General features: G+C 43.0%; 19 protein-coding genes and 1 riboswitch. Of the genes, 9 read left to right on the forward strand and 10 right to left on the reverse strand.

The genetic code is table 11. The features are described 5' to 3' along the window. Positions 1-69 precede the first annotated feature (69 nt). A riboswitch (cyclic di-GMP riboswitch) is annotated at positions 70-157 on the forward strand. 208 nt (positions 158-365) lie between these two features. Then, positions 366-2,081, forward strand: coding sequence for a methyl-accepting chemotaxis protein (locus tag SALPA_RS06585; RefSeq protein WP_145091282.1), 1,716 nt, complete (start codon positions 366-368; stop codon positions 2,079-2,081). Here the strand turns inward: SALPA_RS06585 and SALPA_RS06590 are convergent. The 3 genes from SALPA_RS06590 to SALPA_RS06600 all read right to left on the reverse strand — a co-directional run bounded on the left by SALPA_RS06590 (position 2,049) and on the right by SALPA_RS06600 (position 5,945). Further along, positions 2,049-3,029 (reverse strand): P1 family peptidase, encoded by a 981-nt coding sequence (locus SALPA_RS06590; protein WP_145091285.1) that lies wholly within the window; start codon positions 3,027-3,029, stop codon positions 2,049-2,051. The two genes, SALPA_RS06585 and SALPA_RS06590, sit on opposite strands and share 33 nt — an antisense overlap. A 21-nt stretch (positions 3,030-3,050) precedes the next feature. Further along, a complete protein-coding gene (locus SALPA_RS06595; protein WP_222427888.1) occupies positions 3,051-4,955 on the reverse strand; it encodes a [Fe-Fe] hydrogenase large subunit C-terminal domain-containing protein in 1,905 nt (634 codons plus the stop codon). 342 nt (positions 4,956-5,297) lie between these two features. Beyond that, positions 5,298-5,945, reverse strand: coding sequence for an HD family hydrolase (locus tag SALPA_RS06600; protein ID WP_222427889.1), 648 nt, complete (start codon positions 5,943-5,945; stop codon positions 5,298-5,300). A gap of 480 nt (positions 5,946-6,425) precedes the next feature. On the opposite strand from SALPA_RS06600, the gene SALPA_RS06605 reads away from it, so the two are divergent. Then, positions 6,426-7,847 (forward strand): DEAD/DEAH box helicase, encoded by a 1,422-nt coding sequence (locus SALPA_RS06605; RefSeq protein ID WP_145091289.1) that lies wholly within the window; start codon positions 6,426-6,428, stop codon positions 7,845-7,847. 65 nt (positions 7,848-7,912) lie between these two features. On the opposite strand, the gene SALPA_RS06610 is transcribed toward SALPA_RS06605, so the two are convergent. Together SALPA_RS06610 and SALPA_RS06615 are read right to left on the reverse strand one after the other, a co-directional pair. After that, positions 7,913-9,145, reverse strand: a complete 1,233-nt coding sequence (locus SALPA_RS06610) for an aminopeptidase (RefSeq protein WP_145091291.1) — start codon at positions 9,143-9,145, stop codon at positions 7,913-7,915. A 167-nt stretch (positions 9,146-9,312) separates the two neighbouring features. Continuing rightward, positions 9,313-10,995, reverse strand: a complete 1,683-nt coding sequence (locus SALPA_RS06615; protein WP_186450944.1) for a methyl-accepting chemotaxis protein — start codon at positions 10,993-10,995, stop codon at positions 9,313-9,315. Between the two features lie 636 nt (positions 10,996-11,631). Between SALPA_RS06615 and SALPA_RS06620 the strand changes: the two genes are divergently transcribed. Continuing rightward, positions 11,632-11,982 carry a hypothetical protein gene (locus SALPA_RS06620; RefSeq protein ID WP_145091295.1) on the forward strand — a complete coding sequence of 117 codons (351 nt, stop codon included), beginning with the start codon at positions 11,632-11,634 and terminating at the stop codon, positions 11,980-11,982. Further along, positions 11,979-12,830: a GGDEF domain-containing protein gene (locus tag SALPA_RS06625; RefSeq protein WP_145091297.1), complete on the forward strand. Its 852-nt coding sequence runs from the start codon at positions 11,979-11,981 to the stop codon at positions 12,828-12,830. The genes SALPA_RS06620 and SALPA_RS06625 overlap by 4 nt, the downstream gene beginning before the upstream one ends. 222 nt (positions 12,831-13,052) lie before the next feature. On the opposite strand, the gene SALPA_RS06630 is transcribed toward SALPA_RS06625, so the two are convergent. From SALPA_RS06630 to SALPA_RS06650, 5 genes are all read right to left on the reverse strand, one after another. Next, on the reverse strand, positions 13,053-13,532 hold the full coding sequence (locus SALPA_RS06630) for a DUF134 domain-containing protein (protein ID WP_021169443.1): 480 nt from the start codon (positions 13,530-13,532) through the stop codon (positions 13,053-13,055). A gap of 225 nt (positions 13,533-13,757) precedes the next feature. After that, positions 13,758-15,005 (reverse strand): M20 family metallo-hydrolase, encoded by a 1,248-nt coding sequence (locus SALPA_RS06635; RefSeq protein WP_145091300.1) that lies wholly within the window; start codon positions 15,003-15,005, stop codon positions 13,758-13,760. A 2-nt stretch (positions 15,006-15,007) separates the two neighbouring features. Then, a complete protein-coding gene (locus SALPA_RS06640) occupies positions 15,008-15,967 on the reverse strand; it encodes a DMT family transporter (protein ID WP_145091302.1) in 960 nt (319 codons plus the stop codon). 82 nt (positions 15,968-16,049) lie between these two features. After that, entirely contained in the window at positions 16,050-16,859 is an 810-nt protein-coding gene (locus SALPA_RS06645; RefSeq protein WP_145091305.1) for an AraC family transcriptional regulator, read from the reverse strand. Between the two features lie 137 nt (positions 16,860-16,996). Continuing rightward, on the reverse strand, positions 16,997-17,911 hold the full coding sequence (locus SALPA_RS06650; RefSeq protein ID WP_145091308.1) for a DMT family transporter: 915 nt from the start codon (positions 17,909-17,911) through the stop codon (positions 16,997-16,999). A gap of 245 nt (positions 17,912-18,156) precedes the next feature. On the opposite strand from SALPA_RS06650, the gene SALPA_RS06655 reads away from it, so the two are divergent. From SALPA_RS06655 to SALPA_RS06675, 5 genes are read left to right on the forward strand one after another with little or no spacing between them, the layout of a single operon-like run. Then, complete coding sequence (locus SALPA_RS06655; protein ID WP_145091311.1) at positions 18,157-18,678, forward strand: chemotaxis protein CheW; 522 nt, start codon at positions 18,157-18,159, stop codon at positions 18,676-18,678. A 13-nt stretch (positions 18,679-18,691) separates the two neighbouring features. Continuing rightward, a complete protein-coding gene (locus tag SALPA_RS06660) occupies positions 18,692-19,123 on the forward strand; it encodes a hypothetical protein (RefSeq protein ID WP_145091314.1) in 432 nt (143 codons plus the stop codon). Beyond that, a complete protein-coding gene (locus SALPA_RS06665) occupies positions 19,120-20,637 on the forward strand; it encodes a methyl-accepting chemotaxis protein (RefSeq protein ID WP_145091317.1) in 1,518 nt (505 codons plus the stop codon). The genes SALPA_RS06660 and SALPA_RS06665 overlap by 4 nt, the downstream gene beginning before the upstream one ends. Positions 20,638-20,664: 27 nt before the next feature. Then, entirely contained in the window at positions 20,665-21,693 is a 1,029-nt protein-coding gene (gene cheB / locus SALPA_RS06670; RefSeq protein WP_145091321.1) for a chemotaxis-specific protein-glutamate methyltransferase CheB, read from the forward strand. Then, positions 21,690-23,240, forward strand: coding sequence for a protein-glutamate O-methyltransferase CheR (locus SALPA_RS06675; protein WP_145091324.1), 1,551 nt, complete (start codon positions 21,690-21,692; stop codon positions 23,238-23,240). The genes cheB and SALPA_RS06675 overlap by 4 nt, the downstream gene beginning before the upstream one ends. The last annotated feature ends 38 nt before the right edge of the window (positions 23,241-23,278 follow it).

The raw sequence follows: 23,278 nt of genomic DNA on the forward strand, positions 1-23,278 counted from the left end.
TTTTGTCGTTAAATGTATAATTATATAATAAGTAAGTACTTTCATTCATAGACTAAACCTAAAAAACTATTTTATCAAAGGCAAACTTATTGAAAAATAAGGACGCAAAGCCGTGGGTCTAACGATATTTTTATCAATGACTGCCAGGGTTGCATCAGAGAATTATATGATATTCGCGATGTCCCTGACAGTTTTTTATTATTTTATGGGAGGGAGGTTTATGGTAGATAAACAGGATTTTGATATGATAAAAGAAGAATTGGAGGAATTAATTAAGAGATTTCCTGAAATCTTGAAAGAACTCAAAATGGTGATAGTCTTTGATAAATAAATAGACATAGAAAAAATGTAAGGAGAAAAAGACTATGATTAGCTTTAACAACCTAAAAGTAATGTACAAATTAGGAGTTTTAATTTTTGTCGCTTTTTTTGCGTTAGGTACTATTGGGTTTACAGGATATTATTATCTTCAACAATCGAATGCAACAATGAATACCATGTATAACGATAGGCTCATCCCTGTTCGGAATTTAAATGAAAATCGCATGCTTATTACCAGAGCGAATGCGGCGATCATGGAATTGATGATTACTAAAGATGATAATAAAAATAATCAACTTAAAGCAATCTTAGAAGATACAGGTAAACGAGCTGCTGCTAATTTGGCAGAGCTTGAAAAAATTCAATTAGATGCTAAAGCCAAGGATTTGCTGAACAAAGTAAATACGGCTAGAGAAAAGTACCGTGCTGCAAGGGAGCAAGTTATTAGTTTAGCTCTGCAAAATAAAAATGCCGAAGCATATGCCCTATATGTTGCTACTGTGGATAAGCAGGCTGCAGAGTATATTGATCAAATGCGCGAGTTTAGCGATTATTATACAGAGTTATCTAAAAAAATGAACGAGGATAATCAAGCAGCTTTTGAAAGAGCTAACCAAATTGTCTTGGGAACTCTGTTGTTGGCCTTTCTTGTCTTGGGGCTGATTGGCTGGTACATAACAAAAATCATAACCCAACCACTAAATGAGTTGAACATAGTTTGTGATGAACTTGCTACTGGGGATTTTCGTGATAAGCCGCGCCGGGTTTTCAGAAAGGATGAAATCGGAAAAGTGGCAGATTCTTTGGTAGCTATGCGCAGCAATGTCCGTACGCTGATGAAGAAGATTGACGCGTCTGTTGAGCAGGTGGCTGCAGCATCTGAGGAGTTGACGGCTAGCGCTGACCAATCGGCCCAGGCGGCCACCCAAGTGGCTGGCTCTATTGTCGCTGTGGCACAAGGCATGGGAGAACAGTTGAGTATAACCGGAGATGCTTCGGCAGTCATACGGCAGATGTCGGCAGGTATTCAGCAAATTGCTGCTAACGCCAGTGATGTGTCCGGACAATCGGCTTTAGCCGCGAAAAAGGCCAATGAAGGTAATAGTGCATCCGATAAAGCGGTACAGCAAATGGCACACATTGAACAGACAGTTACAAGTTCTGCCGGAATAGTAGCTAAACTAGGTGAACGTTCTAAAGAAATAGGCCAGATTGTAGATACTATTGCCGGTATTGCTGGTCAAACCAATCTTCTGGCCTTAAATGCCGCTATTGAAGCAGCACGGGCCGGGGAGCAGGGACGCGGATTTGCTGTAGTAGCAGAAGAAGTACGTAAGTTGGCTGAGCAATCCCAGGAAGCTGCCAAGCAAATTGCTACACTTATCGGGGAAATTCAAGGCGATACCAACAAAGCGGTTATCTCCATGGGGGAAGGATCTCAGGAAGTTAAAATGGGAGCGGAGATAGTCAATGCTTCAGGTCTGGCTTTTAATGAAATAGCTAAGTTGGTAACACAAGTATCAGACCAAATCAAGGACATGTCTTTGTCAATAGATCAAATGGCAACTGGCAGTCAGCAGATCGTTAGCTCAGTACAACAAATTGATGAGTTGAGTAAAAAAGCTTCCGGCGAAGCACAAAGCGTCTCAGCCGCTACCGAAGAACAATCCGCATCAATGGAGGAAATAGCCGCCTCCAGCCAAGCCTTAGCCCATCTTGCCATGGATTTACGGGACGCAGTCAATAAGTTTCAAGTTTAGTTCCCTACAACACGTAACCCCGGCCAATGACTTGGCCTGGGTTACTGCTTGGATTACAGCCTGCTCAACCGCCCTGGCGGCCAATACGCCGACGATATTGATATCGGCCACAACCTGACCGGTTCCTAATGCGAAAATAGTATCGCCATCAAGCAGCGTATGTGCCGGACGGATGGTTCTGGCATAGCCATTATGAGCCATCGACGCTACCTTGGTGGCCTGCCCTTTGGTCATAACCGCATTAGTAATGACCGCACCGATGGTAGTATTACCGGCAAACCGGTTGGTTGGTTTTTCCTGCTGGGCAAGCAAACCCTCCTCACAGTTTAAAAATGCAAAGGGATTCGTCTGAAAGGCACCAGCCACAATGCTGCCATTAATGGGATTAACTATATCTCCCAGACAATTGACGGCGACAATAGCACCTACCATTAGACTGCCGGTACCTAGGCACACTGCCCCAATACCACCTTTCATGGCATGCTCGGCACCAAAAATTTTTCCCACTGTCGCCCCTGTGCCGGCGCCTACCGAGCCTTCGGCCAAGTCCTGACTGCCAGCTGCCTGACAGGCCTCATAGCCCATGCATTTATCCGGACGTATCCGATAATCGCCGCAATTCAAATCAAACAGCACTGCACCAGCCACAATGGGCACCTTGGTTACACCAACATCAAAACCGCAGCCCTGCTCCTCCAAGTATTGCATGACCCCTGCTGCCGCATCCAGACCAAAGGCACTGCCGCCTGCCAATAAAATGCCATGTACCTTGTCTACATAGTTTACCGGATTAAGCAAATCCGTTTCCCGCGTGCCTGGCGCGCCACCACGCACATCCACCCCGGCGGTTGCGCCAGCAGGACAAAGTATGACCGTACATCCAGTAGCTGCCACCTGGTTGTCTGCATGCCCAATACGTATTCCGGCAATATCTGTTAACTTTGTCATCTTCCTGCTCCTTCCCCGCTACTACTTCTGTTCCAGCATAGAAGCCGTAGCAGCAATTTCCTGGCACTTAGCCGTTACTTCCTGTACAGTCGCGGAAATATTAGTGATTTCATTATTAACTGCATCCACTTTCTTCTCCAAGTCGTCAGAAATATTTATAATTTTAGCTACCTGCTGTCTGATATCATCCTCACTGTGTTTTGTTGAAGTAACTGCTGTTTTGGAACGGTCAGCCAGCACCCTGACCTCATTGGCAACCACAGCAAAGCCCTTGCCCAACTCGCCGGCCCGCGCCGCTTCGATAGCGGCGTTTAACGACAGAAGATTGGTCTGACTGGCAATACCGACAATTTCGTCAGATGCCTGTCCAAAATCAGCCAGCTTAATTTCTACTTCGCCAACACTCTCCCTAAGTTCAGTAGCAGTTTGAAAAATGAAATGCACTTCTTCAGTAATATGTTCGATACTTTTGGCATTTTCACTGCTGCCAATAGATACTTCATTAATAGCAGCAGTTATGTCTTTAACATGCTCTTTAAGCAATTCGGCAGTGCACGCCCGTTCTTCACTCAGGGCTTTTACCTTAGAAAGCATTTCCTCCACCTCAGTATGGCTTGCCGCTAGCTGCGCTTTTTCATTTTCGACCTCTTTACGGTTATAGTCGCTACAGTTTGCCACATGATTAATGCCGTTAGCTACCGCCATGGCAAAATCCCGGCAATTCCCAAAACCACAGGCATAGCAATTTACTTTACGTGACTCCTCTGTAGCTTTGTGCAACTGGGTAAATATTGGCTCCAAATCCGCAGTTAACGAGTTATAGCGCACTAACGATTTATCTTCATACCGCCGGACAAAGTCATTCAACGTAAATTCTTTATCAAACATCGCAAATAAATCATAGCTTTTTTGGAATAGTTTAGTTTGCATATGTTCTTTAATTTTTTCCTTTTTAAGTTCATTCATGCGATAATCAATATCGTCCAACGCCATAACCTTATTGGTACCTGTACCAAGATTACAACCACAGAGACAGTTTAAAATATCAACTAACAGGGGGATTGGTTTGCCTGCCTGCACACGATCAGCATATTCATCTAGATAATGGTAAACATGAGTTGGACCCTCTATTTGTCTAATCCAGGCATCTTTAGTCTGCAATTCGACGTTTTCACGAAGTCCGCCTGGGCGGCTGAAGGTCAACCCCAGGCCACAATTAAGCTCCTCAAAATCAACCTCCGGATAACTGGCTAGGTTAATTCCATTTTTCACAAGATATTGCTCTAATTTGGCATAGGTTACATTGTACTGCACCAATCCGGCTGTATTTTTTTCATTAATTTCATCAATTTTGCCAATACAAGGAGATAAAAAAGCCAATCTATTTTTTACATTCTTATAATTTCGCAGATAAACGGCAGTGCACATCATCGGGCTATGAATAGGGGCCAGACTCGTAATCAGCTCAGGCTGGAATTTTTGCACAAAATTGACAATCGCCGGACAAGGCTGAGCAATCACCGATTTCAGTTGTTGCTCCTTGATGGCCTTCAAATAGGCCCAAGTAGTAATATCGGCACCAAAGGACACATCATAAATACCCTTGACACCGATTGACTTTAAATAGCCGAAAAGCCGTTTGTAGTTAGTAAAATTAAAACGAACCGCAGGTGCAGCAATAATTGAAATACTTGTCCCTTGCAGCAAATCTGCAAAAAACAGGTTAGTATCATCAGCATAGTCCCTTGCCTCATGATCACATACTTCCAAACACTGTCCGCAATGAATACAGCGGCTTTGGTCCACCCTTACCTTGTTTGTTCCATTACATTCATACGCAATATTAGCTTTGGTCGGGCATTCGGCAATACACTTATTACAACCAACACATAATTCTTCCTTAGTTAATAAGATATCTTCTTTCACTTTTTCTGCCTCACCTTGCCAGTTTGTTAATTTTATCACTATCACATTATAGCACTTATTTTTCCAAGTTGAAATATTTTGTTATTTTTTTCTCAGACTACAATATTTTTTCAATACACCAGCCGTCTGTGTTTGTTAAACCACAAAGGATACAAAGAGCGCAACGGGATACGAAGTGTAGACTGTTTAATAAAATAAAACTTTGAGTACTTTGCGGTAACAATCCTTAAAATAGGCTTGGCGCCTGTAACCTTCTTTACTGCGGAGTATATATAAACAAAGAAGTCCGAAACGATTTTTCTCGCTCCAGACTCTTTTACTATCAGCATTACTATGCTTTAGCTATTTTGTAAGATAGCCCTTTTTGATGGAATCCTGGATAATCTCGTTCACAAGCCGCCCCAACTCAGCGGCGATTTCTGCTGTCCGCTTGTTGCGCTCTTTTACTTGATCGCTGGTTATCCCGTTTAACTGCCAGGATTTCCCCTGCGTGTAATAATGTAATAACAATGGCTGTAGTCTGTCCAAGGCATCAGCAAGACAAGCCTCCGGGCTAACTCTTTGTTCAAATTCTTCCCATAATGAGTGGAATTCCTGCGCCTGATCACCAGGCAGCAGGCCAAATAGTCTGTCGGCGGCCCTGGTTTCTCGTTCCTCTTTATCCTGTCCAGCCTGTTTATCAAAGCAATAGGTATCACCAGCATCAATTTCCACAATATCGTGAATAAGAACCATTTTAAGTACCTTAAGCACATCTACTTGCTGGCTGGTAACATGCTCAGCCAGGAGCATAGCCATAATAGCTAAATGCCAGGAGTGTTCCGCGTCTGTTTCATGGCGCTCACTGCCAATAACAAAATTTTTCCGATATATCTGTTTAACTTTATCCATTTCAACAATGAACTCGATCTGCCGCTTCAACCGTTCAGTAGTCACACAATATCCTTCTTTCATTAATAAGACAATCGCTAATGTTCTAACAATTAGCATAACTTTGCTTTATTCTTGATATTTTACAATTATCCTGCAATAAAATAACATTTTTTTATATTTTGTTGGTAATTATTTCTTTACTATGCTATACTTAATATCTCCCCGGTCAATCTTTATCCCATGTTGGCTTACACCCAACCTTTACTAAAAGGCGGTTGCCGACAGGCTTTAGCCGCGGCGATAATATAATGTAGCAGTTTGATTCTATAGCCTTGGTTTTGCCGCTGGCTTGGCTGTAGCAAATTTATAAAACTGAAATTTTTTTGCTCTTGAGCAAAATTTTGATATTACCAAGATGAGCTGACCATCTTTGAAAGATCATAGTAGATTCCATTATTTTATCCCAACAGAAAGATTAAATGATAAAGGCAGGCTCGACACAAGCCAAGCCTGTCATTACGGCAAAGCGTATATAACCCCTTATAGACTGGTGATACTATTTTAGATGATTTACAGAGCCAGAGGAGGCTACACTAATTGGAAAAATTTAAAGAGCTAGGAATTAGCGATTTAACAATACGCGCCCTTAGCGATATGGGCTTTGAAGAACCGACACCTATTCAGGAACAGGCTATCCCGATATTACTTACAGGTAAAGATTTGGTTGGACAGGCCCAAACCGGTACAGGTAAAACAGCCGCATTCGGCATTCCCTTATTAGAAAACATCGGCAAAAGTGTTGGGGCAACTTTCGGCATTGTGTTAACCCCGACCCGTGAACTGTGCATTCAAGTGGCCGAAGAACTCAACAAGCTTGGACAGTTCTCAAATGTACGGACCCTCCCTATCTATGGCGGACAGGATATTCAGCGTCAAATTAGATCTTTACAAAGAAGACCGCAAATTATTGTCGCTACTCCCGGCCGGCTGATGGACCATATGGATCGCCGTACCATTAAGCTTAGCGATATCAAAATGGTGGTTATGGACGAAGGCGATGAAATGCTCAACATGGGCTTCATCGAAGATATTGAAAAGATTTTGAGTGCTACGCCCGATTCCCGCCAAACTTTGCTCTTTTCGGCTACCATGCCTCGTCAAATTCAAAACTTGGCCCAGCGATTTTTGAAGGATCCGGCACTTATCAGCATTAAGTCCAAAGAAGTAACTGTTCCACTTATTGAGCAGTATTATATGGAAGTGCTTGACAGACAAAAATTCGACGTGTTCTGTCGCCTCCTGGATATCCAGTCACCAGAACTGTCGATTGTTTTCGGCAGAACTAAACGCCGGGTAGATGAACTGACCGAAGGATTGAAAAAGCGTGGTTATTCAGCTGAAGGCATTCACGGCGACCTTACCCAAGCCAAACGTGATTCCGTCCTGCGCCAATTCCGCGAAGGTACTATTGATATTCTCGTCGCTACCGATGTGGCTGCCCGCGGCTTAGACGTCAGCGGTGTCACCCATGTTTACAACTTTGATATTCCCCAGGATCCGGAAAGCTATGTGCACCGGGTTGGCCGTACAGGCCGTGCCGGTCAAACCGGTCTGGCCATGACCTTTGTTATCCCCCGGGAACTAGACCATTTGCGGTCCATTGAACGGCTCACCAAGCGCAAGATTGTGCGAATGCCTGTACCAACCGTTACTGAGGCTATTGAGGGCCAGCAACGCTTAGCTGTTGAAAAATTACTCAATCAGATTGAAGACGGCGGGCTTGAGCAATACCGCGGCCGGGCCGAAGAGCTGCTCACCGAAACAGATTCTGTTTCCCTGCTGTCAGCCGCTCTAAAACTATTAACCAAAGAGCCAGACTGTACACCCATTAAGATTACTGAAGAAGCACCGTTACGCAGCCGTTCCTACGGCGGCGGCAAACGCAGACCTTCGGAAAGTAGAAAACCCGCCTCTGCCGGTGGCAAATCACGCTATAAATCAGGCGGCTTTAGAAAATAACCAAAACGAAATATGTATAAACAAAAAACAGGAAGCCACAGAACTACTCTGTGACTTCCTGTTTTTTAGCCATTAACAAAATTACCGTTTTTAAATACCGGGATAATCTCTCCTGTTGCTGTTGTCCCGGTTATCTCCAAATCGACTGTACCAATCATAAAATCAACATGTACCATGGAGTCATTAGCTCCGGCTTGCTCTAATTCTGTCTGGTTCATTGTAACCCCGTTTTCCAGACAGATAGGATATGCCTTGCCGATAGCCAAATGGCAGGAGGCATTTTCGTCAAATAATGTATTATAAAACAAAATATTGGCATTGGAGATGGGGGAATCAGCGGGAACAAGGGCTACCTCACCCAGATAATATGAGCCTTTATCTGTTTCTATAAGCTTTTTAAGCACCTCATACCCCTGCGCCGCCTTACAGTCAACAATGCGCCCGTCTTTAAAGGTTAGTGAAAAGTTATCAATCAGTGTCCCATTATAATTGAGCGGCTTTGAACTCACTACCACACCATTGACACCCGACTTTTTCGGAAGAGTAAACACCTCTTCTGTCGGCATATTGGCAACAAACTCAATACCATCAGCTGTGTATTCCGGCCCGCCAAGCCATAAGTGCCCAGCTGGCAATTCTACCCTTAAATCAGTACCCAAGGAGTTTTTATAGTGGAGCAGCTTGAATTTATGGGAATTTAGATAATCCATACTTTGTTTTAGCTGACGGCTGTGTTCCTGCCACGCAGCAACCGGATCATCAGTGTCCACCCGCACGGCCTTGAAAATGGCCGTCCATAACGCTTCCATAGCTTCCTCAGCAGATACCCCGGGGAATACCTTCTGCGCCCAGGCCTGAGTAGGTATTGACACAACACTCCAGGCATTTTTGTTACTCATCATACGTTCACGATACTCTTTAAGTGCCGTATTACCGGCCTTTTGCACCCTAACTACCCGCTCGGGATTTACATCCTTTAATAATTCCGGATCAGAAGCAGCAATAGTAATAAAGGCCGCACCCTGGCGGGCATAAAAAAGATAAAATTCCTTCTGCCATTCAGGGAATTCATCAAATATCTCATCAGGTGCCTGCAAAAACTTAATTTTGGAAGATAACTCATCTTTCCAATTCATAACCACCTCTCTGGCACCAGCCTTATAGGCAAACGCGGCAATGCTTCTGGCAAAGGGAGCGCATTCCAGTGGCGAAGAGATGACGAGCGTCTGATTTTGCTGAATATTTATCCCTGTTTTAACTACCAATTGAGCATATTTTTCCAACATCGCAGGTTTCATATTGACTCCTTTCCATCACTTTCAGTGTACAATCTCGTATTACTTTCTTTATTCTTAACACATACTATTCATTTTATCATGGTAATGATTAATCTACATATGAAAACGTTATCTGCTCCCTCGACTAAAGCAAATAACGTTGGCCTTTTGTACCACAATGTCATAACTTAATAGGTAAACTTGTGAATCATATTATTTAATACACCTGTTTCCGCAGTAATTACTTGATTTTCGGCCATTACATCTTTAAGCGAACTGGACTGCTGTTCTGCCAACGCTGACACTTCTTGGGCCATAGCGGCATTCTGCTGGCAAACAGCCGAAATATTTTGAGTAGCTGCTACGGTTACATCAGCGACTGTATCAAGGATGACTATCTTTTCTCTGACATTGGTCAATTGCATACCAATCTTATTCACAGCTTCTTGGATATCGGTAATCGCCTTACAGATAGCATTCGACGCTTCTATTCCCTTTTTCGCCGCCGTTGCATTTTCGACAGTAAAAGTTACCGCAGTACCGATTTCCTGCTGAATGTTATTTACTACCTGAGCAATTTCGCTTGCCGATTGCTCGCTTTGTTCTGCCAGCTTTCTTACTTCGTCAGCGACGACAGCAAAGCCTCGCCCTTGTTCACCTGCACGGGCCGCTTCAATTGCAGCATTCAGGGCCAACAACGACGTCTGCTGGGCAATAGCAGTGATTACTTCAACAATCTGCGTAATCTCTCCAGACATATTTTCCAATTTGGCTATGTGTAGCTGGACACTGCTGCTTTGGGAACTGATCTCATCCATAGTGACCTCAACTTGCTTGAGCAGTGAGTTAGAAACTTCAATCTTATTTTTTGTTATTAACTCCTGAGCAGATGTGGCTTCATTCAACGAGTTTAAAGCATTAACCGCATTTGCCAATATTTCCACCTGGGCCGTGAGAGACTGAGAACCCTCAGCTTGTTCTGAACTGCCTTTAGCAACATCAGCAATACTACTAGTCAGTTGTTCATTGGAGAGTAAAACTACCTGGCACTGAGCAGCAACATTCTGCGTTACCGCATACAGATTGGTTGTAACCTGACCGATTTTACCAATCATTGTCTGTGTACTTGCCACCAGCTTATTGGTAGCATTGGCAATGTCTTCAATCTCGTCGCCTGTTTTGCTGTGTATCCGTCTAGTTAGATCACCGCCGGAATCTCCCAAATCTTCAATTAAGCCAGCTACTTCCCGTAATGGACGAACTATCCGCGTGATCGCATAATACCCTGAACCAATTACTAGCAACACAATCACCAGCGTATTAATTGCAAACCCTACAACAACTTTTCCTCTATTATCTTCGGCCTGCTGGTAGCTGCTCGCTGCCTGGTTTTCATAAATTTGATCCAGTTTATCAATTTCTCCTGAAGCTCGTTCTGTTTTGACATCCATTCTTTCCATGATATTCCCACCAGCAAAATTACCCACTGGATTGGCAAGATTCAAAATTTGAACAGCATCTGGTTTTATTTCCTGCCATTCGCGCCTAAACTCCTGGACAATGGTCAACTCCGCTGGAGTCAGTGACAGATTTTCTAAGTCCCGGAGATTGGTTTCTAGTTGCTCTGACAATTCCTCAAAGTTTTTCCGTTCCGTCACATCACCTGTAATTAAATAATCATTTGCAGGCATTAAGACTTGTTCTAACGTTAGCCGGGTTTTAGCGATTTGCTTCTGAATTTGAGAGTTCTTGGCAGATTCCCTCATACTTTGGCTGGTATCTGTAAAGATAAAATAAGCAAATAACTGAACTAATATACTTATAAGCAGTATCGGAACAGTAAGTAGAATCAATTTGGTATCAATAGTCATTCGCAAGGCAATCTCTCCTTTCGCATAGCTTACATTTTGAAGTATTTGGCTTTTGTTTTACGGCAATTATTCCCATTTGCTTAATGACAATACTATTATAATACAAAATCGTTAACTACGTCACTTCTTAAACTTTAAGATTATTAAAATTGCAGACACGGCTTGCTATGAGCCTTTGACAAAGCAGAAGCCCATGTTGCCCTTATCTTGCTTTTAAGAAATACTTTATATTTGCCATACATTCCCTCGGTGGTAAAAAAGTCCCAAGGTTCTAGGTCTAAATACCTAATTATTCCTTGACATTTCATTAAAATCTATGTAAAAATATATAATATATTTTTACATAATGACAAAATGCTTCCATTTGCAAAGCTGTCTCAAAAAAGCCTGCATAGATATGCATAGATATATATTTTGAACATTACAATACTGCTTTCTAGGCTGCTGTTATAATAATTCATAAATTATGCACTCAGGCGTTGGCCTGCTTTTTTTATACATGAGGTTGAGTTTTACAGGATGATATCCCCCCTACTTGGGCAGGGTTATATAAACTATTACAAAAGTGACATTAGATTTTCTGATTTAGTCAACACGAAGGTTAACTATCTTTTCAGTGAAAAGGGGGCAAACGTCATGAGCAATCCTACAGAAAGCAGTAAAAAAGTAGAAATAAGCATGCGCTTATCCGAATTTGAAATTCCTCCCATGCAGGATGTATTAATCATCGGAAGGAAGTCACCCATCGGTCCGGAGGCAGCAAAAAGAATGGTAAACATTTTATCACCCGATCAATATGAAATAAGAAAAACAGAGCACCCGGCTATTGAAGCGATTGTCGTAAGAAAGTCCTTACTCAATATGTTGCCTCAAGATAAATTAGTATCGCTAGTTTTAGAAGAGGGAGAAAAAATTGCTAACGAAACAATGATACTAAAGGTACAGCTTAATATTACTATTATTGTTAGCAAATCAATAGAAATATGATCCGATATGTATTTGATATAATGATAAAAAAATATTTTATAGTTGATGTACTCGACGGTCTGCGTTATATTCAAAGTCTTGTTTCTGAAAATCAATGCGATGGCTTCCCTGTAATGGAAGACAACCAAATTGTCGGGGTGTTAACATACAAAAATTTACTGCAAGCACATCCCAACAGGATTGCCGCTGATGCCATGTCAGATCACATTGTCTATATTGATGCTCGTTCATCTATATGGAAAGCCAAAGAAGTTTTTGATACTAACAATACTGATCTGCTATTGGTTCTGGACAACAATCACCTTGTAGGCATCATTACGAAATCACTCTTAGAGGTTGAGTTGGGAAAGCACACTGACCTTTTAACAGAGCTTCCTAAAAGCGATTTTATCTATTATAACGCTACGCGATTAATCGAAAGTAATCAAGGAATGTCTCTTGCATTTTTTGATGTTAATAATTTTGGCCTTATTGATAAAGAGCACGGTCATATCGCCGGAGACATCATATTAAAGGAGCTAGGAACACTCCTAAAAACCAATATGACAGAACAAACATATGTATCTAGATTTGGCGGCGATGAATTTTTAGTGCTTACCCCGTATTATATTGATAAGTGCTGCATTTTTGCCCAAAATCTATTAAGAATAATTTCCCATTATACGTTTCATAAAAATATATCCGTTACAGTATCAGCAGGCATTGTAGAAAGAAAAGAGACGCAAGAGAGCTCGCAGAATATATTCCGTACAATTTCTAATCTTATTAATCTTGCCAGTTTGGCCTCGACAAAGGCAAAAAAAGAGAAATGCGAATTAAGTATCGCAACTAACAAATACTACGTGTAATTTTTCTTTCTAACCCGCAGGACACCCTAGGCATCTCAAAAGTGGACTTCCTTATATTTACAGGCTTCACCGATATTTTCTGGTTCTGTTACATGCCATTTTTACTCTTTAAGATTATAAAAATTGCAGACTTGAACATAGTAAAGAAGAACCACCTAAACTCTAAATTCGAAAGAGTTTAGGTGATTCTTCTTGCCCAGATGGAAAGGTTAACTTATGCGGTTAGTGACCGCAGCAACCGCCTTGACCATGCTGGTGCTGTGCACCACCACAGGCATGTTTAACTCCATTGTCCAACTTCATTTTTTTCATGCTGCCACATTGGGGACAGGCAATTTCGTAACCATGTTTTCCACCTTCAGTACATGGAGCTACCTCCCATACATGATGACAATCCACACATTCGAAAACCCGATTTTTCATAACATAATTCCCTCCCTCAATAATAATAGCTCTGCCTTCCACTAACGCCGTTGCGATTTTTTGCCTGGCAGAATATAGGATTCTTTGAAACGTTGGTCTGGATAAGCCCATCATCGACGCACAAATAGCTTGCTCAAAATCCCTGATATCTTTCAGGCGGATTGCTTCCAATTCTTCCAGTTGCACAACAACCGGCTTTTTCCCGCACTCAACCTCAGGGGAAAATTTTCTACAGAATGGTTCTTCATCAATTAATCCACAACAACGCTGCCTTGGCACAAACTATCAACCTCTCTTTTGAGCATATGCTCATTTATATTATATACCAATTTGTTAAAAAAATTCAAGAGGGAATAAAAAAACTATCTATTACGTTATACATAGTTTCTCCTTATGTATAACGTAATAGAATACTTATTAATGCCTGGCTCACAGCTGGACCAGCCAAGGCAGAGCCTTTTCCGGCATTACACCTTCCCGGGTGGGGATACCAGCCTCATATATTTATGGTTTTTGTCCTTCCTTGGCAGCCAGTTTGCTCACTGCCATGAACAACACCTGGGTACCGGCGGTAATATCCCTGATATTGGCCCATTCTGCCGGATTGTGACTAATTCCGTCTTTGCAGGGTATAAACAACATCCCTGCAGGAGCAATCCCAGCCAAATGCATGGCATCATGGCCGGCACTGCTGGGCATCAGCCTGCTGGCATACTGCCCGTCTTTTGCTATGCCCTGTAAGAATTCGACTATTTCCCGGGAAATTTCAACAGGTTTTTCATCAGTAAGTGTACTACTAGTTATTGTCACGCCACGGCGTTTTTTTATTTCCCCCACGCCTGCTGTCAATTCTTGTATTACCTGTTGTTTGCTAGTTGCAATAATGCCACGAATATCAATTCCCAGTTCAACACGTCCGGGGATAACGTTCATAACTCCTGGCTCAGCCGTAATCATACCCACCGTACCCACAGTACCGTTATGAGCTTCCTGGCCTGCCAGCTTTTCCACCAGCAGTATTATCTCGGCCGCCGCTGTTAAGGCATCTTGCCGCATATTCATAGGCGTAGCCCCAGAATGGTCTGCCTGTCCATTGACCACTACTTTAAAGCGGGTCGGTGCCGCAATCCCGGTGATAATACCAATCTGCTCGCCTGCGTTCTCCAGCACCGTACCCTGCTCAATATGTAGTTCAAAAAAAGCCTTAATCGCACCAGTATACCTCGCAGCAGCAACCTGCTCAGGGTCTAGCCCCCGCTGCCGCATAGCTTCGATCAGCGTCATGCCCTGTTTGTCCATAAGTTGCTCCAACTGAGCTGGCAACAGTTCACCACAAAAAGCCTTACTCCCCATTGTCGCCATGCCAAAACGGCTGGACTCTTCGGCCATGAATACCACAACCTCAATGGGATGATAGGTTTGTGTTCCCGCCGCTTGCAAACATTGGACTACTTCGATGGCAGCCAATACTCCCAGCACGCCGTCAAAGTTGCCGCCATTTGGCACACTGTCAATATGTGACCCCAGCATGACAACAGGCGCTGCATTATCGGTGCCTTCCCGCCGGCCAATAAGATTACCAAATCCGTCAACGCGAACAACAAGTCCGGCCTGTTTCATGAGCTCAATAATGAATTCCCTTGCCTCCCAATCGGCATCACTAAAGGCCAAACGCGTAATGCCGCCGTCGGCCTGCGCCCCAATAGCTGCCAGCTTACGGAAATTTTCTTCTAAACGCTTGCCACAAACCAAGCTTATACCCCCTCGACTGCATTTTCACCAATTCTTTCCTGCCTTGCTCTTTCCCAATTCATAACGATAATGGCCAATAAGGTTACTGCGCCACCGGCAATCTGAATAGGCAGCACACGTTCCCCTAAGATAAAATAGCCGCTAATTACACCCACAACAGGAACCAGATTAAGATACAGCGTGGTAATAGCAACATCTAACTGCTTTAGCACATACATATAAAATAGATAACCAAGCACCGAACAGCATATTGACAAAAATAATATATGCCCCCATGCAGTCAGTGAAAGCATCTGCCAGTCGCTGCGTTCTGTAAAGGATAATGGAATGAGAAATATTGTACCAATCATTGTTTGATAGGTTGTCATGCACATTCCTGAATACCTATTCTGTAGTGATTTATTAACAAGTGTATAGAAAGTCCAGGACAACATAGCTCCCACCACAAACAGATTTCCCGCAAAATTGGCAGAATTTAAATCAAGCTGACCATTGGCTGTTACCGAAAGATAGGCACCGGCAATCGCAATGGCTATTGCGATTAGCTTTATTACCGATACTCTTGCGCCAAAAAATAGTATATCCAAGCCAATTGCCAGAATAGGGATAATTGTCACTATCAGTGAGGCATTGGCAGCTGTCGTCAATTTTATACCAATATTCTCAAAATAGAAATATAACGTAATGCCTAAACAGCCAGCTAATACCATCGATAAAATATCAGCCTTAGCCAGCTTGGCATCAGGCTCAACCCGTTTGAGTAACAACCACAGTACCACTGAGGCAATTACAAAGCGAATAGCCGCTGTCGTAACAGGCGGCACCTCGGTAACTGTAATTTTGATGCTTACATAAGATACTCCCCAAAAGAGAATTGTCATCAACATCAGTATGTTAGCCAATACACATTTCTTATTCCTCAGACCTTCGCCAACCTGCGCCTTTGCCCTATTTTCCCGCATAACAACATCCTCCTTATTCTTTTATCTATCATACCGGCAAAACTGGCAGGCGTATTGTAAAAAATTGATCGTAGCCGATGAGTTAAGACTCCTCACCGCTTTTGTATTTATCAGGCGTTACACCTGTATGGCTTTTGAACACTTTATGAAAGTGGCTCTGATCATAGAAACCGGTTTTATAAGCCACCTCTGTTATCTGGTCGTTTTGCCTTAACAATTTCTTAGCACAATTAACCCGTAGCAGAGTTTGATACGTATGGGGCGGTATGCTGAATTCATCCTTGAAAGAACGGATGATAGTAAACTTATTTAGACCTGATACTTGTTCCAACTCTGCCAATGTAATTCTGCTTAAATAGTTATTGTCCAGATATTCTTTTATGATTTTTAGTTTGGGCAATTCTTTTGATCTGCTGGACTTTTTCCAAAATCCCATATCTTGAACTGCCTGTTCTTCAAAAAAACCGATTATGCCTGCTTCTTTTTCCAGCGGGCTTATCGGTTTAATCAGGCGCTCAAGCATGCTGCACAGAGCAGTATAAGACTGAGAGTCAGCAAGCCCTGTCACAACTGGTTGACACAAAGCAGGTAATCCTTTATTTTCAAAGAACTGCTGCATCCAACCGGCTTCAATAAAAAGCATTTTGTACTTCCATTGGTCATGCGGCTGCGGATTGCAGGAATGAACCAGACCAGGCGGAATGAGCACAAAGGTCTGGGGATTAACCCTTGTCGTTTTGCCCTCATACCAAAAAGAACTATTACCGGCTTCCACTACCCCTAAAGAATATTCCTCGTGGGAATGCTTCTTATAACAAAGACGATCAGCATCACATAGTTTCAACTCAAAAAACGGCAAATCAGCATCACGGTAAAATTGCACTCCCGCCACAGCAATACCTCCAATTCCCCACTACCTATAGTACGCGTTGAAGATTTTGCAGGCGGGGTGGATCGTTGTCAATACTCCACCCGCCTGGGCCTGTAAACTTCTTTACTACAGAATATATAGCAAAGCTATGTTGCCAACTAGCCTTTACCATTCGCTTCCTCCGCCATCTCTACTCTGTCCACAGACTGGACACCCTGCAATTGGGTTAACAGCATGCCAGCCAACATTAAGGCACAGCCCACTAGTTCCTGAAAACCCAGCCATTCATCCAGCAGCAAAAAACCGCCAATAGTGGCAAAAACCGTTTCCATACTGAGAATAATGGCCGCCTGTGCCGGTGGAGAATGTTTTTGGCCAACCACCTGCAAAGTGTAAGCAATTCCTACTGAACAAAAGCCGCCATACAGGATGGGGATGAGTGCCCCCCTAAGCCCCGCCAGAGTTATAGTCTCCAATCCAAAAGCCGTACCCATACTCAGCAAACCGCAGGTAACAAACTGAAAAAAGGACAACTTCAGCACATCAACCCTATCGGCAAAGTGATCAATCAGCAGAATATGTACCGACCAGAATAAAGCACCTATCAATTGCAGCAAATCGCCATAGGAAATAAAAAAACTTTCTTTAACACATAGCAAATACAAGCCTACTACGGCCAACACTGCGCTAAGCCAGGTAGCCTTGCTAACACGCTGCTGCAGAAATATCCCCAAAATAGGTACAAGTACAATATATAAACAAGTAACAAATGCGGCCTTGCCTGCGGTCGTATAAATAAGGCCAATTTGCTGCAAAGAGGCTGCCGTAAAAAGAATCAAGCCGGCTAAAAAGCCTGGCAGCAATGCTCCCGTGACATTCATTTTGGGTGATGCTTGCGGCTTTTTTTGAAAATAGAAAATCAGCGGCAACAGCGAAAGACTGCCCAGTACAAATCGTATTCCATTAAAAGTAAAAGGCCCTACATGCTCCATGCCTACCCGTTGCGCTACAAAGGCAAAACCCCAGATAGCAGCCGCAAATAATAACAGCAGATTTGATTTCATCGCACTCATAGTTATCCAAACTCCTTTTGCTAATAGACCAAGCCCCCTTCCTAGAACAAATAGAAAAGGGGCATTGTTACCATACTACCACCAAATTAGCCTTTCGTCTAGTTAGGAATGGCTTCCTAAGCGCTCTGCTCTGTCATTTTTGTACATTTCTTGCTGCTTCTGCCTGCGAAAAATGCTAGTAAAATAAAACAGCTTCATGCTATATTATAGAGAAATATATATAATTGAGGGAGAACAAGCGAAAGATGGCAGATAAACCATTAAAAAGCGACACTATTTTAAGCCAAATTGATGCCCATAGCCTTACCGAAAAGATTATTGAAATAGATGAACCAAATGTTAGTTTCTTCATTTTTCAACTGGGGGACTATTTGTTTTCCTTCTGTGGCAGCCAAGCCCGTGAAATACTGCCCTATACGGCGCTGACATGGATTCCTGGTGCAACTGCGCACATTCCAGGAGTAATCAACCTACGCGGCGATGTAGCTGCAGTGCTTGATTTAAAACAAATACTCGGTATGAATGAGGCTAATTATGAGACAACAGGTGCTGCTTTCATAGTAATGGTACGGTCTGGTGACGGGCGAAATGGATTTCTGGTGGATACTATCATAGATGTTGTGGAGGTACCTAATTCTGCAACTAAACAAGTACTGTCAACCCTGGATGAACGTTTCAAGCGTTTTGCATCAAGTCAGTTTGAATATAGACGCAACCTGGTAACAGTCCTGGACGCTTCTTTACTTATAGAAAAGGTAAATTCCTAACGTGGCTATAGATATGTGCCAAAATGAACTCCGACTATTGATCATTTCGCTAGGTGACAGGCGCTATGGAATTGATATTGAGCAAATTGCTTATTTGACAAATTTTGATCCAACCGAATCTGCTGTAGGTTTTGAACAACTGCTGGCAGCAGGTCCTTTTGCGAATTGCCACTATTCAAAAATGCTGCTCATCAAGCAGAAACTGCAAACACCAATCCTCATTACTGAGCCTGACGAGGTGGCAACATGCAAAGTCAGCGATATTCGTAAACTGCCTGATATTCTGACTGCAGCCGCGGGAAATAAAGGTGTATGGGGACTTTTACCGCAGGAAAATAACCTAATCATACTGATTGACTTTTACAAAAATCAACTATTTAAACAACTCACACGTACTATCGATAAAGAGATATACGGTGCAGTCACAAGGAGCGAATATAAATGAACAGTAGTCTTAAGGTAAAAATAATTGGACTTATGGCGCTTTTCATGTGTTGTTTAGTGGCCGTATTATCCTATGTTTCTGTTACTGGCACACTTCAGCGCGGTGAAGTCCGGTTGCGTGAATACCAGGATATGCTTTATAAGCAAAAAACAGATAACATGAAAAATCTTGTTGAAGCAATTTCCAGTGCTGCTTCCTTAATGACAGAGGACGAGGCAAAACAATTTGTGCGCAATGCCCGCTATGGTGTTGACGGGTACTTTTTGGTTATCAATACCAATGGCAGTCTGGCTGTCCATATTGATCAACCCCTGGAAGGGCAGTCTTTAACAACGATAAAAGATGCCGATAATCAAGCCTTTTTGCTGAAGCTGCTTGAACAATGCAAAGAAAAAGGTGAAGGTACAATCCAGTATACCTGGCTAAAACCAGGTTCCTCAAAAACCGAACCCAAATTATCGTATGGCAAGATCATCGGCAAGTGGAACTGGCTGGTAGTAACAGGCGTATATCTCGATGATGTAGCGGCGGCTGTCCATAAAGAAGAACGCGATATTCAACAAGAGGCATGGACTACGGTGCAAAGATATTTGTTGATAGCAGCTTTTGCTCTTGTACTTATTATTGCTGCAGCCGGTTTCTTCCTTAATCGTTATATAACCCGGCCATTGACCGGAGCCATTACAAAAGTAAATACCTATGCGACAAAAATGGATGAAACTGTGACAACCCAGGCCAGCTTTTCCATTGAGCTTTCCTCTTCGGTAAGTGAGATTTCCGCAACTATGGAGGAATTTTCGTCATCAGCTATTTTAATTAGCAATCATAGCCAGGGAGTAGCCGATAGTGCTGCGCAAACGTTGCAAAGAACCCGGCAAGGCGTTGCTGAAGTCGAGGCCTTGATGGAAAAAATGAAGGAAATCTATAACGATAATCAAGTAAATATTCAGGAGATTGTTGCCTTAGGTCATAAGTCCAAAGAAGTTACCAAAATCATGGAGTTTATCAATAATATTGCGAGTCAGACTCGCCTGATTGCCTTTAACGCCGCGCTGGAAGCAGCCAGCGCCGGGGAAGCTGGCAAACGGTTTGGGGTAGTTGCTTTAGAAATCAGACGCCTGGCCGATAGTGTCATGGAATCAACAAAAGAGATCGAAACTAAAAGCAATGAAATTGTAGCAGCTGTAAGCCGGCAGGTAGTTGCTTCTGAAAAGAATACTAAAGGAATTGAAGAAGGGATGGCCTATTCGGAACGCACTGTTTCTATTATCTATGACATAGAGAATGCAGCCGATCAGACAACCGATGCAGTCCAGCAAATTGTTCTTTCTATCCAGCAGCAGCAAACCGCCGGCGAGCAGGTACTGACGGCATTAAGGCAAATTAAGCAGGGAACAACCGACAATACAACGATGATACAGCAGATAAAAACAATTAGTAAAGAATTGGCTAATTTAGCCGAGGAACTGGATCTTGTCGTTGAACATGGTAAAAAGGTGGCAACAGCTGATTAAGTCAGCAGTTAGGCGGGGATTTATTTTATGGATGCTCATAAGAACGCTATCAGGGTACTTATCGTTGACGATTGCCCGATTGTACGGGAATTTATAATTGGACTCTTAGCAGAGGAAGCCGACATCAAGGTAGTCGGCGAAGCCGCTAATGGTGAAGAAGCAAGCAAGCAGGCTTTCCTGCTGCGTCCTAATCTTATTATTATGGATATCGCCATGCCTGTCATGGATGGCTTAGAAGCCATTGAAGTTATTATGCAGAATAACCCTACTCCGATTCTGGTTGTCACCGCCTATGGCGATGCTCATTTAGCGTACGAAGCAGTAAGCAGAGGAGCCTTGGAGGTAGTCGAAAAACCCAGTATTGATTCCACAAATTACCGGCAATTTATTCATAAAATAAAATTACTGGCCGGGGTAAAAGTAATCAGGCATATCACCGGCAACAGGCAAGCAGCACCAAAACATATCATTGCAAAGGCTGGGGCAAACCGCCGCTCTAAAGCAGTAGCTATAGCCTCCTCACTTGGTGGCGCAAAGGTATTGGAAGCCATACTCTCCCAACTATCTGCTGATTTTCCGGCTCCGATTGTTATCGCCCAGCATATTTCTGAAGGTTTTGCCGAAGCGCTGGCAGACTGGCTTGATTATAAAACACCGCTTACCGTAAAGGTGGCGTCGCAATCCGAGCCTTTGCTTCCAGGGAGAGTATTAATTGCCCCGCCGGAACATAACGTGCAGTTGGATGTAGATGGCAACATAGAACTATTGCCCTATTCACCCGGGAATATCTATCATCCCTCCTGCGATAGGTTGCTTGCTTCCGTAGCGCATGCCTACCGCAAGGGAGCAGTAGGCATTATTCTGACAGGCATGGGGCAAGACGGGGTTAAGGGAATGCAAGCCATCAAAGCTGCCGGCGGCATTACCATAGCCCAAAATAAACAAACTTCACTCATCTATAACATGCCCAGACTCGTAATTGAAGCTGGTTTAGCCGATTTTATTGTGGCGGAAAAAGATATAGCGTCCACATTGACTAAGGTGCTGACCTTATGATAATAAAGCCAGCTATGCTGCCAACGCTTGATTTAGAAAAACTCAGCCTGCTCATCAACCAGCGGTATGGGCTGGAGTTTCGCCAACAACGACTGAAACCGCTGCAAGAAGCTCTACAAGAACGTATGGAAGTATGTAAAATTTCTACTATCGACGAGTATCTGCAGTTAGTGCAGCAGCAGGAAGAAGAACTATTGCTGCTTATTAACCTGTTAACCGTTCATGAGACTTATTTTTTCCGCGAACCAACACACCTTTCTATTATGAGTAAGCAAGCCATTCCGCGGTTAATAAAAAACGGAAGTCAAGCTCCTTTTCTTCGCCTGTTGAGTGCCGGTTGCTCAACAGGCGAAGAAGCCTATTCTATGGCGATAGCTGCTCTTTCAATACCTGGCGCGGGAATTGACTGGGACTTTGAAGTAATCGGTGTTGATGTGGATAAAGAAGCCATAAAAAAGGCGCAAGCCGGTATATATGGCTTATATTCTTTTCGCTCCTGTCCCAGAGATATCTGTGAAAATTGCTTTGATCACGTAGCCAAAGAAAGTTATATGATTAAAAGCCATATCAAAAAAAAAGTACGGTTTGAGTCGCTAAACTTATTTGCGCAAGCGTATCCGGACTGGATGCAAAACATGGACATCGTATTTTATCGGAATGTCTCCATTTATTTCTCTAAAGAACAACAGCAAGAAGTCTTTCGTCGTTTGTCTGAGTTGCTAAAAACTGACGGCAGCTTGTTTCTAAGCTGTACGGAAACTTTATATCACAATAATAAGCTACTATCACTGGTTAAAAATGATGACGTATTTTATTACCAAAAACAAGCTGCTGAAATAGTTGTTGACCGCGCTGCTGCTACCAGAAAAATAACTGCAATAAATAAACAGTACCTGGCTGTTGGCCAGCCAAGGCAAATTTCCGCCTTACAACTAAAGAAACAGTCACCTAAACCTGCACTGCAAACAAATCGTTCCAGCTTAGCAACCAGTAAGAGTAAGCGGCACTCGCCGCTGCCATTAACTGACAAAGGCACTCGCTGCCAAGAACGGTTCACAGCTGCACTGGAATTAGTGAAATTGAAAAAATATCCTGAGGCCATTAGCCGCCTGAACGAAATCCTTGCCGTTGATTCCTTTTTCATTAAGGCTTATACCTTAAAAGCCAATATTCTCCTTAATCTTCAATGTGTTGACACAGCTATAGAACTGTGTCAGACGGCACTGATGCTGGATACCTTTTGCCTGGAAGCCTATCTGCTGCTTGGCATGGCAGCAAAACTTACCGGACAGCAGGCCGAGGCTATTAAGCGCTTTAAGGAAGCGGTGTATGTGTATCCCGAATGTTGGCTGGCTCATTTCTTTTTGGCTGAAATGTATCAGCTGCCGGAAGAAGCCCCCTACGCCAAACGGGAATATGAATTGGCTATGAAAATACTCAAGCAAGGCAACTTTGAAAAACACGGATTAAGCTTTTTTCTAGTACCATTCCAACTTGATAACTTTATCCAATTATGCCAGCACAATATAACAAAATTGCAGGCTTGACCACTAAATCCCTACTGAAGGAGAGGCGGTATGGCATT

This window comes from Sporomusa sp. KB1, assembly GCF_007830295.1.
Taxonomy (GTDB): Bacteria; Bacillota; Negativicutes; order Sporomusales; family Sporomusaceae; genus Sporomusa.